The organism is Streptomyces sp. NPDC002467 (assembly GCF_042889825.1).
Classification (GTDB): Bacteria; Actinomycetota; Actinomycetes; order Streptomycetales; family Streptomycetaceae; genus Streptomyces.
The window spans coordinates 111,348-126,109 of record NZ_JBIARJ010000004.1 but is presented as its reverse complement, the minus strand read 5'-3'; the positions used below and the strand labels follow the sequence as shown (position 1 = coordinate 126,109).

At 70.8% G+C, this 14,762-nt stretch carries 13 protein-coding genes and 1 pseudogene; 5 read left to right on the top strand and 9 right to left on the bottom strand.

Features of this window, described 5'->3' with window-relative positions; translation table 11 throughout:
• From ACFYYJ_RS10215 to ACFYYJ_RS10205, 3 genes are all read left to right on the top strand, one after another.
• On the top strand, positions 1-900 hold the full coding sequence (locus ACFYYJ_RS10215) for an amidohydrolase family protein (RefSeq protein ID WP_385363716.1): 900 nt from the start codon (positions 1-3) through the stop codon (positions 898-900).
• 11 nt (positions 901-911) lie between these two features.
• A complete protein-coding gene (locus ACFYYJ_RS10210) occupies positions 912-2,465 on the top strand; it encodes a long-chain fatty acid--CoA ligase (protein WP_389130732.1) in 1,554 nt (517 codons plus the stop codon).
• 68 nt (positions 2,466-2,533) lie between these two features.
• Positions 2,534-2,995, top strand: a complete 462-nt coding sequence (locus tag ACFYYJ_RS10205) for a MaoC family dehydratase (RefSeq protein WP_389130729.1) — start codon at positions 2,534-2,536, stop codon at positions 2,993-2,995.
• Between the two features lie 197 nt (positions 2,996-3,192).
• Here ACFYYJ_RS10205 and ACFYYJ_RS10200 read toward each other — a convergent pair whose 3' ends face one another.
• Genes ACFYYJ_RS10200 through ACFYYJ_RS10175 form a run of 6 tightly spaced genes read right to left on the bottom strand, consistent with a single transcriptional unit; the run spans position 3,193 to position 9,399 of the window.
• Positions 3,193-4,167: a Gfo/Idh/MocA family oxidoreductase gene (locus tag ACFYYJ_RS10200; protein ID WP_385364638.1), complete on the bottom strand. Its 975-nt coding sequence runs from the start codon at positions 4,165-4,167 to the stop codon at positions 3,193-3,195.
• A gap of 1 nt (position 4,168) precedes the next feature.
• Positions 4,169-5,479, bottom strand: a complete 1,311-nt coding sequence (gene ligA, locus ACFYYJ_RS10195; protein WP_385364639.1) for a protocatechuate 4,5-dioxygenase subunit alpha — start codon at positions 5,477-5,479, stop codon at positions 4,169-4,171.
• Between the two features lie 25 nt (positions 5,480-5,504).
• Entirely contained in the window at positions 5,505-6,425 is a 921-nt protein-coding gene (locus ACFYYJ_RS10190) for an amidohydrolase family protein (RefSeq protein WP_389130726.1), read from the bottom strand.
• A gap of 2 nt (positions 6,426-6,427) precedes the next feature.
• A complete protein-coding gene (ligK, locus tag ACFYYJ_RS10185; RefSeq protein ID WP_385121698.1) occupies positions 6,428-7,117 on the bottom strand; it encodes a 4-carboxy-4-hydroxy-2-oxoadipate aldolase/oxaloacetate decarboxylase in 690 nt (229 codons plus the stop codon).
• A 14-nt stretch (positions 7,118-7,131) separates the two neighbouring features.
• Positions 7,132-8,157, bottom strand: coding sequence for an amidohydrolase family protein (locus tag ACFYYJ_RS10180; RefSeq protein WP_389130722.1), 1,026 nt, complete (start codon positions 8,155-8,157; stop codon positions 7,132-7,134).
• 30 nt (positions 8,158-8,187) lie between these two features.
• Positions 8,188-9,399, bottom strand: coding sequence for a 4-hydroxybenzoate 3-monooxygenase (locus ACFYYJ_RS10175; protein ID WP_385364642.1), 1,212 nt, complete (start codon positions 9,397-9,399; stop codon positions 8,188-8,190).
• 233 nt (positions 9,400-9,632) lie between these two features.
• Between ACFYYJ_RS10175 and ACFYYJ_RS10170 the strand changes: the two genes are divergently transcribed.
• Positions 9,633-10,340, top strand: coding sequence for a substrate-binding domain-containing protein (locus ACFYYJ_RS10170; RefSeq protein ID WP_389130719.1), 708 nt, complete (start codon positions 9,633-9,635; stop codon positions 10,338-10,340).
• A 124-nt stretch (positions 10,341-10,464) separates the two neighbouring features.
• Here ACFYYJ_RS10170 and ACFYYJ_RS10165 read toward each other — a convergent pair.
• The 3 genes and pseudogenes from ACFYYJ_RS10165 to ACFYYJ_RS10155 all read right to left on the bottom strand — a co-directional run.
• A pseudogene (locus tag ACFYYJ_RS10165) lies at positions 10,465-10,515 on the bottom strand (hypothetical protein); the annotation flags it as partial.
• A 210-nt stretch (positions 10,516-10,725) separates the two neighbouring features.
• Positions 10,726-11,670, bottom strand: coding sequence for a glycoside hydrolase family 16 protein (locus ACFYYJ_RS10160; protein WP_389130716.1), 945 nt, complete (start codon positions 11,668-11,670; stop codon positions 10,726-10,728).
• Between the two features lie 412 nt (positions 11,671-12,082).
• On the bottom strand, positions 12,083-12,601 hold the full coding sequence (locus tag ACFYYJ_RS10155) for a hypothetical protein (protein ID WP_389130713.1): 519 nt from the start codon (positions 12,599-12,601) through the stop codon (positions 12,083-12,085).
• Here ACFYYJ_RS10155 and ACFYYJ_RS10150 point away from each other — a divergent pair.
• Positions 12,601-14,760: a bifunctional polysaccharide deacetylase/glycosyltransferase family 2 protein gene (locus tag ACFYYJ_RS10150; protein ID WP_385121747.1), complete on the top strand. Its 2,160-nt coding sequence runs from the start codon at positions 12,601-12,603 to the stop codon at positions 14,758-14,760. The two genes, ACFYYJ_RS10155 and ACFYYJ_RS10150, sit on opposite strands and share 1 nt — an antisense overlap.
• Positions 14,761-14,762: the final 2 nt, after the last annotated feature.

The following is a 14,762-nucleotide window of genomic DNA, read 5'->3' as shown; positions in this document are numbered from 1 at the left end:
ATGACCGAGCGCCCCCGCACGCCCGCGCTCGACCTCGACGCGCTGACCGCCATCGACGTGCACACCCACGCCGAGGTCTCCAAGGACGGCCACGGGGCCCTCAGCCCCGAGCTGTTCGGCGCCTCCGAGAACTACTTCAAGGCCCACGGCCACCGGCAGCCCACCATCGACGAGATGGCCGCGCACTACCGCGAACGCCGCATGGCGGCCGTCGTCTTCACCGTCGACGCCGAGCACGCCACCGGCCACCCGCGGATCTCCAACGAGGAGATCGCCGAGAGCTGCGCCGCCCATGCCGACGCCCTGATCCCGTTCGCCAGCGTCGACCCGCACAAGGGCCGCGCCGGGGTCCGCGAGGCCCGGCGCCTGGTGGAGGAGTACGGGGTGCGCGGGTTCAAGTTCCACCCCAGCATCCAGGCCTTCTCCCCGGACGACCGCCTCGCCTACCCGCTGTACGAGGCCATCGAGGAACTCGGCGTACCCGCCCTCTTCCACACCGGCCAGACCGGGATCGGCGCAGGTGTCCCGGGCGGCGGCGGCATCCGGCTGAAGTACTCGAACCCCATGGCGGTCGACGACGTCGCCGTCGACTTCCCCGAGCTGAGGATCGTCCTCGCACACCCGTCCTTCCCCTGGCAGGACGAGGCGCTCGCGGTCGCCACCCACAAGCCCCACGTCCACATCGACTTGTCCGGCTGGTCGCCGAAGTACTTCCCGCCGCAGCTCGTGCGCTACGCCAACACCCTGCTCAAGGACAAGGTCCTCTTCGGCTCCGACTATCCGGTCATCACCCCCGACCGGTGGCTCGCCGACTTCGCCGCGCTCGACATCAAGCCCGAGGTCCGGCCGAAGATCCTCAAGGAGAACGCCGCCCGGCTGCTCGGCCTGTCCACCGACTGAAGGAAACGCTCGTGCTGAACCAAGGCATCGGCTCCTGGCCGGCGCGCCGGGCCCGCAAGACACCCGACCGGACCGCCGTCGTCCACGGCGACCGCACCCTGACCTATCGGGAACTCCACCGCCGCGTCCTGCGGCTGGCCCACGGCCTGCGGGCCCTGGGCGTGGTGAGCGGTGACCGGATCGCCTACCTGGGCCCCAACCACCCGGCCCTCCTGGAGACGCTGTTCGCCGCCGGAGCGCTCGGCGCGGTCTTCGTCCCCCTCAACACCCGCCTGACCGCCCCGGAACTGGCGTACAACCTCTCCGACTCGGGCAGCGTCGTCCTCTTCCACGCCCCCGAGCAGGCCGAGGTCGCACGCGCCGCCGCCGACGAGGCCGGGGTGCGCCACCGGATCGCACTCGACGGGCCGGAGGGACCCGGCGACGACGCCCTCGCCTACGAGGAGTTGCCGGCCGGCGCCACGGACGGGCTTCTGGACGTGGCCGTGCGCCCCGAGGACCCGTGCATGATCATGTACACCTCCGGGACCACCGGCCGTCCCAAGGGAGCCGTCCTCTCCCACGCCAACATCACCTGGAACAGCGTCAACGTCCTCGTCGACACCGACCTCACCGCCGACGAGGTCACCCTGGTCGTGGCCCCGCTGTTCCACACCGGCGCCCTCAACATGACGTGCCTGCCCACCCTCCTCAAGGGCGGCCGGGTGGTCCTGCACGCCGCCTTCGACGCCGACCTGGTCCTGGACACCGTCGAACGCCTGAGGGTCACCTACCTGTTCGGCGTCCCCACGATGTACGACGCCATGGCCGCCCGGCCGCGCTGGGCGAGCACCGACCTCTCCAGCCTGCGCACCCTCAACTGCGGCGGAGCACCGGTCCCGGCGCGCACCATCGCCGCGTACACCGACCGCGGCCTCGCCTTCAGTCAGGGCTACGGCATGACGGAGGCCTCTCCCGGCGTCCTCTTCCTCGACAGGGAGCGGACGGTGGACAAGGCGGGCTCCGCCGGAGTCCCGCACTTCTTCACCGACACCCGCATCGTCCGCCCCGACGGCAGCGACACCGCGCCCGGCGAACGCGGCGAGGTCCTCGTCCAGGGACCCCACACCATGACCGGCTACTGGAACCGGCCCGAGGACACCGCCGCGGCCTTCGCCGACGGCGACTGGCTGCGCACCGGCGACATCGCCCGAACCGACGCCGACGGCTACGCCTACATCGTCGACCGGGTCAAGGACATGTACGTTTCCGGCGGCGAGAACGTCTACCCCGCCGAAGTCGAGGACGCGCTCCTCGACCACCCCGCCGTCGCCGAATGCGCGGTCATCGGCATTCCCGACCCGGTCTGGGGCGAGGTCGGCCGCGCCGTAGTCGTCCTCAAGCCCGAGGCCCGCGCCGGCGAGGACGACATCCTCGGCCACCTCCGGGGCCGGCTCGCCAAGTACAAGATCCCGAAGTCGGTCGTCCTCACGGGCGGCCTGCCGCGCACGGCCTCCGGAAAGATCGTGAAGTCCGCCGTGCGCGACGCCTTCGCCACCGCCCCCTCCGCACGCCCCCAGTCGTGAACGGCGTTCGAGCAGGACGTTCCCCCAGGGCGCGCTCGGCGTCGCCCACCCCATCGAAAGGATTCCTCATGCCCATCGCCATCGCCGACGGCCTCGACGCGCTCACCTCCCTCAGCGGAGCCGACCTCGGCCGCACCGAGTGGCTGGAGATCACCCAGGACCGGGTGGACACCTTCGCCGACGCCACCGACGACCACCAGTGGATCCACACCGACCCGGAGAAGGCCAAGGACGGACCTTTCGGCGGCCCGATCGCCCACGGCTACCTGACCCTCTCCCTGATCATCCCGCTCTTCGGCGAGCTGCTCGGCATCACCGGCACCAAGATGAGCGTCAACTACGGCCTGGAAAAGGTCCGTTTCCCCAGCCCCGTCCGGGTCGGCGCGAAGATCCGTCTCCACGGTGCCGTCGGCACGGTGGAGGAGGTCAAGGGCAACGGCGTGCAGATGCCGATCACCTTCACCGTCGAGGTCGAGGGCGGCGACAAGCCGGCCTGCGTCGCCGAGGCCGTGTACCGCCACTACGCCTGACCGGACCGGACCGGACCGGACCGCCTCGGTCTCGGCTTCGGCAGCCGACCCGGACGGCAGGGCGGACAGGACGACAGGACGGGCTCACCGTGCCGCCGGCACGGTGAGCCCGTCCTGTCGTCCTGTCCGCCCGCGGTGTGCCGTTCAGCCCGCCCGCCCGCAGCGTTCGGTGCCGATCTCCGTCACCGGTGCCGTGCTCACGCGCCCGGGGCGGCGTCGAGCTGCTCCTCCAGGCCCGCCAGAGTCCGGTAGCAGGACATGACCTGGGCGATGGAGGAGTTCGGCTCCCGGCCCTCGCGGATGGCGGCGACGAACTCGCGGTCCTGCAGTTCGATGCCGTCCATCGACACGTCGACCCCGCTCACGTCGATCGGCTCGTCCTTGCCGGTGACCAGGTCGTCGTAGCGGGCGATGTAGGTGCCGGTGTCGCCGATGTAGCGGAAGAAGGTGCCGAGCGGGCCGTCGTTGTTGAACGACAGGGACAGGGTGCAGATGGCGCCGTTCGCCGCGCGCAGCTGGACCGACATGTCCATCGCGATGCCGAGCTCGGGGTGGATCGGGCCCTGGACCGCGTTGGCCTGCACGATCGGCGAGCCGGTCTGGTGGGCGAAGAGGTCGACGGTGTGCGCCGCGTGGTGCCACAGCAGGTGGTCGGTCCAGGAGCGCGGAGCGCCCAGCGCGTTGAGGTTCGTGCGGCGGAAGAAGTACGTCTGCACGTCCATCTGCTGGATGTTGAACCGCCCGGCCTGGATCTGCCGCCGCACCCACTGGTGGCTCGGGTTGAAGCGCCGGGTGTGGCCCACCATGGCGACCAGCCCGGTGCGCTCCTGCGCCGCCAGACAGGCCTCGGCGTCGCCGAGGGAGGCGGCCAGCGGAATCTCGACCTGGACGTGCTTGCCCGCGTCGAGGCAGGCCAGCGTCTGCGCGGCGTGCATCGGGGTGGGGGTGGCGAGGACGACGGCGTCGACGTCGTCCATCGCCAGCACCTCGTCCAGGGAGGCCACGGCACGGCCGATCCCTTGCTCCGCGGCGAACTTCCGCGCACGTTCGAGGGTGCTGCTCACGACGGCGGCCACCTCGACGCCCTCGATCCGCCTGAGCGCGGCCGCGTGCTTGGCGCCGAAGGCGCCACCGCCGGCCAGGGCCACCCGGAGGGTCCGGTCGTCGCTCATGTCACTTCACTCCTTCGGCGGGCTCCTGGGCCCGGGTGTGGTTCTCGAGTATCAGGTGGCCGACGGCGGTGTTGGACGCCGGCACGTGGTAGAAGCGGTGCTTGACCTCGATGTCCCCCGACCCGTCGAGGTCGCTCATCGCGCCGCGGGCGATCAGCCACATCACCAGTTCGATGCCCTCCGAGCCCGCCTCCTCGACGTATTCCAGGTGCGGTACCCGCGACAGGCCGACCGGGTCCTCGACGAGCCTGTCGAGGAAGGCGTTGTCCCACGCGCGGTTGATGAGTCCGGCGCGCGGGCCCTGCAGCTGGTGGCTCATGCCACCGGTGCCCCACACCTGGACCTTCAGCGGCCGGTCGTACGACTCGATCGCCTTGCGCAGCGCCCGGCCGAGTGCGAGGCACCGGGCGCCCGAAGGCACGGGGTACTGCACCACGTTGACGTGGAACGGGATCACCTTGCACGGCCACTTCTCGACGTCCCCGAACATCAGTGACAGCGGGACGGTCAGGCCGTGGTCGACGGTCATGTCATTGGCGAGCGTGAGGTCGAAGTCGTCCCTGATCAGCGAATGCGCGATGTGGGCGGCCAGATCGGGGTCGCCCTCGATGCCGGGGACCGGGCGGGGCCCGTAGCCCTCGTCGGCGGTGGCGCAGGCCGCGCCGGTGCCGAGCACGAACGTCGGGATCAGGGACAGGTCGAACGCGGAGGCGTGGTCGTTGTAGACCAGGAAGACCACATCCGGGCGGTTCTCCTCCTCCCAGGCCTTGGAATACTCGTAGCCCTCGAAGACCGGCCTCCAGTAGGGCTCGTCGGTCTTGCCGTGGTCCATCGCCGCACCGATCGCCGGCACGTGCGAGGTGAAGACCGCACCGGTGATCACGGCGTGTTCGGCCGGGGGAGTCCGATCGGCGTGCGCCGCCTCCAGGACGGCGTGATCGATGCGGTTGCCCTCGACGGAGCGGCCGCCGCCGACCATCATCGCGCGGTACTCCTCCTCGGTCATGCCCGTCATCGAACCGGCCATCTGCTGGAACGAGAATCCCAGCGTCGCGCCCCATTTGGCGAGGAAGTAGATGTTGCCGCCCTCGCGCATCGCGGCGTTGAGGTCACGGTCGAGCAGCGCCTGCTTCTGCTCCTCGCGCAGCGGCCACGCGTCCAGGTAGGCACGCTCGTCGGCGAGGTAGAGGGCGCGGTTCTCCGCCGTCATCAGTGACATGCAGAACTGGTTCAGGTGATATCCCCGGGCGGACTGCTCGGCGTCGAAGACGGTGGTCCCCGGCACCAGTTTGTAGGTCTTGTCCAGCGACAAGGTCGGGCTCCGATCGTGAGACGGGTCAGCCGGCTTCCGGCCAGTACAGGCGCATCGGGTTGTCGACGAGGAGCCGCTGCCGCAGCTCCGGCGTCGGCGCGATGCTCGGGACGAAGTCGACGAGCAGGCCGTCGTCGGGCATGTGGGTGGCCAGGTTCGGGTGCGGCCAGTCCGTCCCCCACAGCACCCGGTCGGGGAACTCCTCGACCACGCGGCGTGCGAACGGGACGACGTCGCGGTACGCCGACCGCTCACCGTCGAGAGCCGGCGGGCCGCTCACGGACAGCCGTTCGGGGCAGGTCACCTTGCACCAGATGTCCGGCCCGGCCCGCATGAAGTCGAGGAACGCCTCGAACTCCGGACCGTGCGGGTCCTTGGTCACATCGGGCCGGCCCATGTGGTCGACGACCAGCGGAACCGGGATCGACAGGAAGAAGTCGCGCAGGCCCGCGAGGTCGGCCGCCTCGAAGTAGACGACCACGTGCCACCCGTAGGGCGCGATCCGCCGGGCGACGTCCCACAGGTCCTGCCGCGGAGCCGCGTCGACGAGCCGCTTGACGAAGTTGAACCGCACACCCCGCACCCCGGCCTCGTGCAGCTCCCGCAGCTCGGCGTCCGAGACGTCCGGCCGTACCGTCGCCACGCCCCGGGCCAGTCCCCCCGAGGACCGCAGGGCATCGACCATGGCGCTGTTGTCGGCGCCGTGACAGGTTGCCTGGACCACGACGTTGCGGCTGAAGCCCAGGTGGTCGCGGAGCCCGAAGAGCTGGTCCTTGGACGCGTCGCACGGGGTGTACTTGCGTTCGGGCGCGAACGGGAACGCGGCTCCCGGGCCGAACACGTGGCAGTGCGCGTCGACGGCCCCCTCGGGCATGGGGAACCGCGGCCGGCTCGGGTCGGCGTACCAGTCCAGCCAGCCGGGGGTCTTCTCGTAGTGCATCGTCATCGTCAGTCCTCGTAGCGCAGGCCGAGCTCGGCCAGCGGGCCGCGCATGCCGTACAGGTCCAGGCCGAGCTCGCCCGCGCGGAACCGTGCCCGCTTGCCCTCCTCGCCGGCCTCGCGCCGGGCCGCGGCCGCGGCGACCTCGGCGGCGCGCTCGCGCGGCACCACCACGACGCCGTCGCGGTCCGCCACGACCACGTCCCCGGGGCGGACCAGGGCATTGGCGCAGACGACCGGGACGTTGACCGAACCGAGGGTGGCCTTGACGGTGCCCTTGGCGTTGACCGCCCTGGCGAAGACCGGGAAGTCCATCTCCTCCAGCTCGGCCACGTCGCGCACGCCGCCGTCGATGACCAGGCCCCGGCCGCCGCGGGCGCGGAACGAGGTGGCGAGCAGTTCGCCGAAGAACCCGTCCTCGCTCTCCGTCGTGCAGGCCGCGACGACCACGTCGCCCTCCTCGATCTGCTCGGCGGCGACGTGGAGCATCCAGTTGTCGCCGGGCTGCAGCAGCACGGTCACCGCCGTGCCGCAGAGCCGGGCCCGGGTGTAGGCGGGGCGCAGGTACGGGCGCATCAGCCCCACCCGGCCCATCGCCTCGTGGATGGTCGCGACGCCGAACGCCGAGAGTGCGGCGACGTCCTCCGGGTCGGCGCGGGTGATCGCGGTGTGGACGACACCGAGCCGCGTGTGTTCCATGGGTCCTTCTCCTGTCAGTGGCCGGAGGCGGTGAGCCGGGCGGCGAGGCGGGGGTAGACGCGCAGGGCGTTGCCGCAATGGACGGCGGCCCGTTCGTCGTCGGTGAGGTGCGCGGTGGCGTCGACGTACCGTCGTGTGTCGTCGAAGTGGTGGCCGGTGCGCGGGTCGATGTCGCGGACGGCGCCGATCATCTCGCTGGCGAACAGCACGGACCGGCTGGGGACGACCTGTGTGAGCAGGTCGATGCCGGGCTGGTGGTACACGCAGGTGTCGAAGAAGACGTTGTCCAGCAGGGTCTCGGGGTCCGGTCGGCCCAGCGCCATCGCCAGGCCGCGGAACCGGCCCCAGTGGTAGGGCACCGCGCCCCCGCCGTGGGGGATCACGAACCGCAGCGACGGGAAGTCGGCGAACAGGTCGCCCTGGAGCAGTTGCATGAACGCCGTGGTGTCCGCGTTCAGGTAGTGGGCTCCGGTCGTGTGGAAGGCCGGGTTGCACGAGGTGCTGACGTGGATCATCGCCGGGATGTCGTACTCGACCATCGCCTCGTAGAGCGGGTACCAGCTCCGGTCCGTCAGCGGCGGCGCGGTCCAACTGCCTCCCGACGGATCGGGGTTGAGGTTCACGGCCACCGCGCCGAGTTCCTCGACCGCGCGGCGCAGTTCGGGCAGGCAGGTGGCCGGGTCGACGTCCGGGGACTGCGGCAGCATGGCAGCCGCCGCGAAGCGGTCGGGGTAGAGCCCGGCGACGCGGTGGACGAGGTCGTTGCAGATCCTTGCCCAGGTCTCGGACACCCGGAAGTCGCCGATGTGGTGGGCCATGAAGCTGGCCCGGGGGGAGAAGATCGTCAGGTCGGTGCCGCGCTCGTCCATGAGGCGCAGTTGGTTGCCCTCGATCGCCTGGCGGAGGTCGTCGTCGGTGATGACGAGCTCGTCCGGGTCCGGGGCGTCGGCGGGGGATCCGACCGCCGCGATCTGCCGGTCGCGCCACCGGGCCAGTTGCGGGGGAGCGGTGGTGAAGTGGCCGTGACAGTCGATGATCATGTCGGGATGTCTCCTGGGGGTCTCGTCGGGTCAGCCGCGGGAGGCGGCGGGCCAGCCCGTGTACTGCTCGGCGAGGTACGCACGGCCGGCGCGCGTGCCCACCACGTTGTCGAGTTCGCCGAGTTGGCGCCGCAGGTCGAACGGCGAGGCGCCGGGCGGGGTGTGCAGCAGCCGGGTCATCCAGTGGGAGAAGTTCTGCGCCCGCCAGATCCGCTGCAGCGCGCGCGGCTCGTACTCCGCCAGGGCCGCCTCGCCCTCGGCGCCGAGGGCCCGCGGGAGGACGTCGGCCAGGACCTTCACGTCGTGCAGTGCGAGGTTGAGTCCGCGGGCGCCGGTCGGCGGCACGGTGTGCGCGGCGTCTCCGGCGAGCAGCATCGAGCCCCAGCGCATGGGCTCCTGTACGAACGAGCGGAACCGCAGCACCGTCTTCTCCAGGACCGGGCCCTCCTCGAGGCGGAAGCCGTCCTCCCCCGCCACCCGCGCCCGCAGCGTCTCCCAGACGCGGTCGTCCGGCCAGGCGTCGACGGACTCGTCGGGGGCGCACTGGAAGTACATCCGCTGCACGGTCTCGGTCCGTTGGCTGATCAGCGCGAAGCCGTGCTCGGAATGGGCGTAGACGAGTTCGGGTGCGCTCGGCGGTGCCTCGGCCATGATGCCGAACCACGCGAACGGGTACTCCTTGCCGTACCGCACCCGCCGGTCCTCGGGGACCATGTTGCGGCACGTGCTGCGCGATCCGTCCGCGCCGACCACGTACCGCGCCCGGATCTCGTGCCGGGCACCGTCGGCCGCGGTGTACCGCACCCGCGGGGCACCGGTGGTGATGTCGAGGACCTCGGTGTCCCGGACGCCGAAGTGGACGGTGCCGCCGTCGCGTTCCCGCGCGTCGGCCAGGTCGGTGAACACGTCGGTCTGCGGATAGAGCCACACCGACGCGCCCACCAGCTCCTTGAAGTCGATCCGGTGCGGCCGTCCGCCGAAGCGGAGCTCGGTGCCCTCGTGTTCGTGGCCCTCGCGCAGGATCCGGTCGCCGACACCCGTCTCGACCAGGTCCCGGGCCGCGTCGGCCTCCAGGATTCCGGCGCGCTGCGTCGTCGCGATCTCGTGACGGGTGCGGGTGTCGATCACGATCGTGTCGACTCCGGCCCGCCCCAGCCGGTGAGCGAGCATCAGACCGGCCGGACCGGCCCCGACGACTGCGACGGGAACCGAGGCAACGGTGTCGACGACGGCGTCTGCCATGGCATCTCCTGGGCAACGGTGGACGTGGGGAACACGTCGAACGTTGGCACCCGGGGCCCCGGCCGGTCACCGGTGTTTCCGTCAGGCGGAAGCCCGCTCGGGCCCCGGGGAGTCGGGCGGTACGTTTTCGTGCTCCGGGCCGCACTCACGCCGCCGGTCTCACAGACCCGCGTCGCGCAGCCCCGACGAGCGCCGTACCGCGCCGTACCCTCTTCCGCACACCAAGGAGCGACGTGAACAGAGCGATCTCCGGGCTGTCCTCGATGGCGACGCGGCCCCTGCTGGCCGAGCTGTCCGAGCGGATCCGGCTCGTGCACGGGCTTTCCGTGCGCTTCGAGGCGGCCGGCGGGGTCGAGGTCGCGCGGCGGGTGCGCGAGGGCGCCGGGGCCGACCTGCTCGTACTCGCCGACGGCGCCGTCACCGCGCTGGCGAAGGAGGGCCACCTCGCGGCGGGCACCGTGCGCCCGCTGTGGATCTCCCAGGTCGTCGCCGCCGTTCCGGAGGGATCACCGGTTCCGGAGCTCGCCTCGGAATCCGACCTGCGGTCCGCCCTGGAAGCGGCGCAGGGCATCGCCTACTCCACCGGTCCCAGCGGAACGGCCCTGGTCGAGCTGATCGGCCGGCTGGGCCTCACCGACGCGCTCACCGACCGGCTCGTCCAGGCACCCCCGGGCGTGCCCGCCGGCAGTCTGCTGTCCTCCGGCCGGGCCGACCTGGCGTTCCAACAGCACAGCGAGTTGATGGACCTGCCGGGCGTCGTCATCGCCGGACCGCTGCCGGGTGACACCGCCATCGGCTCGACGTTCAGCGGAGGCGTACTGGCCTCGGCCTCCCGGCCGGGCCCCGCTCTCGAGGTCCTCGACTTCCTCGGCTCCGACACGGGGTCCGAGATCGCCCGTGCCAGGGGCATGCGGGCTCCGGGGGACGGCGACAGCGCATGACGTACGGAATGCCGGGGTGGGCGTCACGCATTCGCCGACGTGGCGCCACCTGATGAGGTGCGGCCGGCCGGATGTGCACCGACCGGTGCGTGTTGACGTGGTCGAGGAGCGCCGCCAGGCTCGTCGACTTCCCCGACCCGGTCGGCCCGGTGACCAGCACGAACCCGCGCGGCATGCCCGCCCACCCGGTGACGACCGGGGGGGAGCCCGAGCTGCGCGGACGACGGTACGTCGAACGGGATGATCCGCAGCGCCAGAGCCGACGCGCCACGCTGTACGAACGCGTTGCCGCGCAGCCTGGCCTTCTCCCCCCAGCCGAACGCGAAGTCGACCTGCTTCTCGCGGCGGAACGGTTCGGTGAGTTCCGTAGCTCGGTCCTGGCCGGTCAGGCCTTCGGCACCGTGTTCACGTAGTTGGTGCCGGCGCTGTAGAAGCCGTCCACCGTCTTCTGTACGTCCGCCAGGGGAACCGCCTGGTCGGCCTTGTAATAGACCCAGTTGACCTTCATGTCCCAGGTGCGCTGCCCGCCCGTGAAGGGGAGGTCGACGAGCCAGTTGCTGAAGTGGATGTCCATCTTCTCGCGCGGGACGTACTTGCCGGAGCTGGTGAACGTCTCCTTGCCGTCCAGGGAGTAGACGACCTTCCCGTCCATGGCGGTGATCATCAGGGTGTGCCAGCCTTCGAGGCGCAGCTTGGTCGTCTTGTTGACCCGGTCCGGCGGGTCGGCCTTGAACCAGCTGACGTTGTCGAGTCGCGGCCCCGCCGAACCCCAGCCGCCGTTCGGCAGGTACTCGAAGTCGAGTTCGCTGTAGTTCGCCGAGGCGTCCGAGGGGGAGATCGGGAAGAAGGTCTGGACGACGTGGTCGCCGCCCCGGCCGCTGGAGGGCTTGTCGCTGAAGTAGACCCGGGCGGCGTAGGTCCCCGTGAAGAGGTTCTTGCCGGTGGTCAGCACCTCGACCTGCTTGGTGCCCTGCTTGGTGCCGTCGGTGGAGGACTGCAACTGCAGGGCCTTGCCGCCCTGGGCGGTCGTGTCCGCGGGGAAGCCGGCTCCGGCGGTGTTCCAGCTGTCCTGGACCCCGGGGCCGCCCCCGCCGGTACGGACCTCCCAGCCGTGGGCGGCGAGCTGGGGGTCGTCGGCGCCGCTGTAGTGGAAGTTGTCGAACAGGGTTCCCGGCGGTCCGGACGGAGTCGGCGAGGCGCTGGGCCGGCCGCCGCCACCCTTGCCGGATGCGGGGCCGCCCCCGGAACACGCGGCGAGCGCGCACAGGAGGACGGGCAGCGTGAGCGCGGTCCACGCGCGGCGACGAGAGGTGCGGCGGGGCTGGCTCACACGGGCTCCTTGGAGGGCAGAGGCGGTACCTGGACACGCCCTCTGCGTGAGGATGTACGACTGATCTGACGAGGGGGTCATCCTAAGGCGCCGGGCGGGCGTCGGGGATGGCCGCCCGGGTGGCTTTTCGCGCCTCCGGAATCCAGGATTCCGGCAAAAGGGACGTGGCCGAAAGTGTACTGTCCGGTATCCGGAGGCTGTACCGCCGTTTTTACCGGTCGGTACTGCCGATCGATATCTCGATCCGATTACAACACCCGGGCGGATAGCGCTAAATCACGACATGGGCCCCAAGTCGATTGACGTCGGTGCACTAGCGTTCGCCCTGCGATCCCGTGGTCTACGTACCCTGCAATGAAAGGCCTCGCAAGGTGCGCGCAACATTCAATTACTTCGAACGCGGGACGACATATCAGGGCGTGCCCGACATGTCCGAGTCGGACTTCGAAGAGCCCGCTCCAGCGCCGGTGTTCGTCGACCAATCGGGCACGCGCGGCCGCTTGCTGCGCGGTCTCGGATGGCCGGTTTCCGTCGTCGGCGCCATCCTCGCGGTGGCCATGGGCAGCAGCCTGGTCGGCGTGCAGGCGGACGCCCCGGCGATGGGCATACCCGCGCAGCCGTCGCTGGCGCCCGCCCCGTCACCGTCCCCCGTGCCGTCGCTGTCGCCCACCTCGTCGTCCCCGTCGTCCTCGCCCCGGACGGCCGCCACGAAGTCCGCGACACCGAAGTCGGCGGAGACGAAGACCCCTGCCGGAACGCCGAAGCCGTCGGCCGGTACGCAGGGCACCTCGACCGGCACCTCGACCGGTACGTCGAAGACGACGACCGGTACGTCGAAGACCACCAACACCGCACCGCGCGGGGCGACGCCCACCGGCCAGCCGGGCAAGCGCAGCTGATCATCCGCACCACCCATCTCCAGGAGCGTCATTGTCCCGGTCCCGGCACCAGCGCCGCCGGCAGTCCCTGCTGAGGCCACGCCGACTGGCCGCGCCCCCGCTGCGCTTCTTCATGCCGCTGTCCCTGCTGGCCTGTCTGCTCGCGCTGCTCGTCCTGCGCGGACTCGCCAACAACGAGGCGTTCCACGACTCCCGGATCGCCATCTCGGTCGACAAGGACACCGTCCCGCAGAACCTGCTCAAGGGCGGGCCGGTCATCGACGCGCGCGGAGACAAGAACGACCACCCGGTCAGCTACCACATACCCGACCGCACCGTGGTCCTCAGCTTCGACGACGGCCCCTCCCCGGAGTGGACCCCGAAGATCCTGGACCTGCTGGAGTCCCGCAACATCAAGGCGGACTTCTTCGTGACCGGCGCCATGACCACGCGCTACCCGGACCTGATCCGGGACATCGTCGCGGACGGCCACGAACTGGGCGTGCACACCTTCACCCACCCCGACCTGGTGTACCAGTCCCACGCCCGGATCAGCTGGGAGCTGGCGCAGACCCAACTGGCGCTGGCCGGCGTCGCGGGCGTGCACAGCGCGCTGTTCCGCCCGCCGTACTCCTCCGACGCCACCGCGCTCGACGACTGGAACTACCCGGTCCTCAAGTACGTCGGCGCGCGCGGCTACCTGACCGCGTTCATCGACAAGGACACCGACGACTGGAAGCGGCCCGGCGTCGAGGAGATCGTCAAGGCCGCGATGCCGTCCAAGCCCGGTGCGGGCGAGATGATCCTGCTGCACGACGCGGGTGGCGACCGTACCCAGACCATCGCCGCGCTGACGCAGATCATCGACAAGCTCCAGGCGCAGGGCTACCGCTTCACCACCATCTCCGAGGCGCTCGGCGCCTCCAGCGCCACCGTGCCGGTGCACGGCTTCCAGTTGTGGGCGGGCAAGGGGTTCATCTGGGCCACCCAGTTCTCCGTGCACACCCTGCCGGTGCTGGTCGCGCTGCTGGCCCTCGTCGGCTTCCTCAACTTCGGCCGGTTCGCGCTGATGATCGTCCTCGCGCCGATCCACGCCCGTCGCAACAAGCGGCCGGACCGGTGGGGGGAACCCGTCACCGAGCCGGTCACCGTGCTCGTCCCGGCCTACAACGAGATCGAGTGCATCGCCAACACCCTGAACTCCCTGGCCGTCAGTGACTACCCCATCGAAGTGATCGTCATCGACGACGGCTCGACGGACGGCACCGCCGACGCCGTCGAGGCGATGGACCTGCCGTTCGTCCGGCTGATCCGCAAGGTCAACGGCGGCAAGCCCAGCGCGCTCAACGCCGGCGTCGCGGCCGCCTCGCACGACATCGTCGTGATGATGGACGGCGACACCGTCTTCGAGCCGTCCACCGTGCGCGAGCTGGTCCAGCCCTTCGCCGACCCGACGATCGGCGCGGTCGCGGGCAACGCCAAGGTCGGCAACCGGGACAGCCTGATCGGCGCCTGGCAGCACATCGAGTACGTCCTCGGCCACAACCTGGACCGCCGGATGTACGACGTGCTGGGCGTCATCCCCACCATCCCCGGCGCGGTGGGTGCCTTCCGCAAGGAAGCCCTGCGGCAGGTCGGCGGGATGAGCGAGGACACCCTCGCCGAGGACACCGACATCACCATCGCGGTGCTCTGCGAAGGATGGCGGGTCGTCTACGCCGAGGAGGCCCGCGCCTGGACCGAGGCTCCCGCCAGCCTCCAGCAGCTCTGGTCCCAGCGCTACCGCTGGAGCTACGGCAGCATGCAGGCGATGTGGAAGCACCGCCGCGCGGTGACCGCCAAGGGCCCGGCCGGGCGCTTCGGCCGGATCGGACTGCCGCTCATCGTGCTCTTCGGCGTGGTCGCCCCGCTGCTGGCGCCGCTGGTCGACATGTTCCTGTTGTACGGCGTGCTGTTCGGGGACGCTCCGATCACCCTGTCCAGCTGGGGCGGCTTCATCCTGCTCCAGGCCGCGCTGTCCTGGTACGCCTTCCGGCTGGACCGGGAGAAGCCCTGGCACCTGATCAGCCTCCCGATCCAGCAGCTGGTCTACCGGCAGCTGATGTACATCGTCCTGCTGCAGTCCGCGATCACGGCGATGACCGGTGGCCGACTGCGCTGGCAGAAGCTGCGGCGCACCGGCGAGGTCGCAACCGCACCCGTGGAGGCCTGACC

Bases quoted from the DNA above. Each gene is read 5' to 3' on its own strand.
- ligK (WP_385121698.1), bottom strand. From the start codon at position 7,117: ATGGAACACACGCGGCTCGGTGTCGTCCACACCGCGATCACCCGCGCC.
- ACFYYJ_RS10180 (WP_389130722.1), bottom strand. From the start codon at position 8,157: ATGATCATCGACTGTCACGGCCACTTCACCACCGCTCCCCCGCAACTG.
- ACFYYJ_RS10215 (WP_385363716.1), top strand. From the start codon at position 1: ATGACCGAGCGCCCCCGCACGCCCGCGCTCGACCTCGACGCGCTGACC.
- ACFYYJ_RS10200 (WP_385364638.1), bottom strand. From the start codon at position 4,167: ATGAGCGACGACCGGACCCTCCGGGTGGCCCTGGCCGGCGGTGGCGCC.
- ACFYYJ_RS10205 (WP_389130729.1), top strand. From the start codon at position 2,534: ATGCCCATCGCCATCGCCGACGGCCTCGACGCGCTCACCTCCCTCAGC.
- ACFYYJ_RS10155 (WP_389130713.1), bottom strand. From the start codon at position 12,601: ATGACGCTCCTGGAGATGGGTGGTGCGGATGATCAGCTGCGCTTGCCC.
- ACFYYJ_RS10190 (WP_389130726.1), bottom strand. From the start codon at position 6,425: ATGACGATGCACTACGAGAAGACCCCCGGCTGGCTGGACTGGTACGCC.
- ACFYYJ_RS10175 (WP_385364642.1), bottom strand. From the start codon at position 9,399: ATGGCAGACGCCGTCGTCGACACCGTTGCCTCGGTTCCCGTCGCAGTC.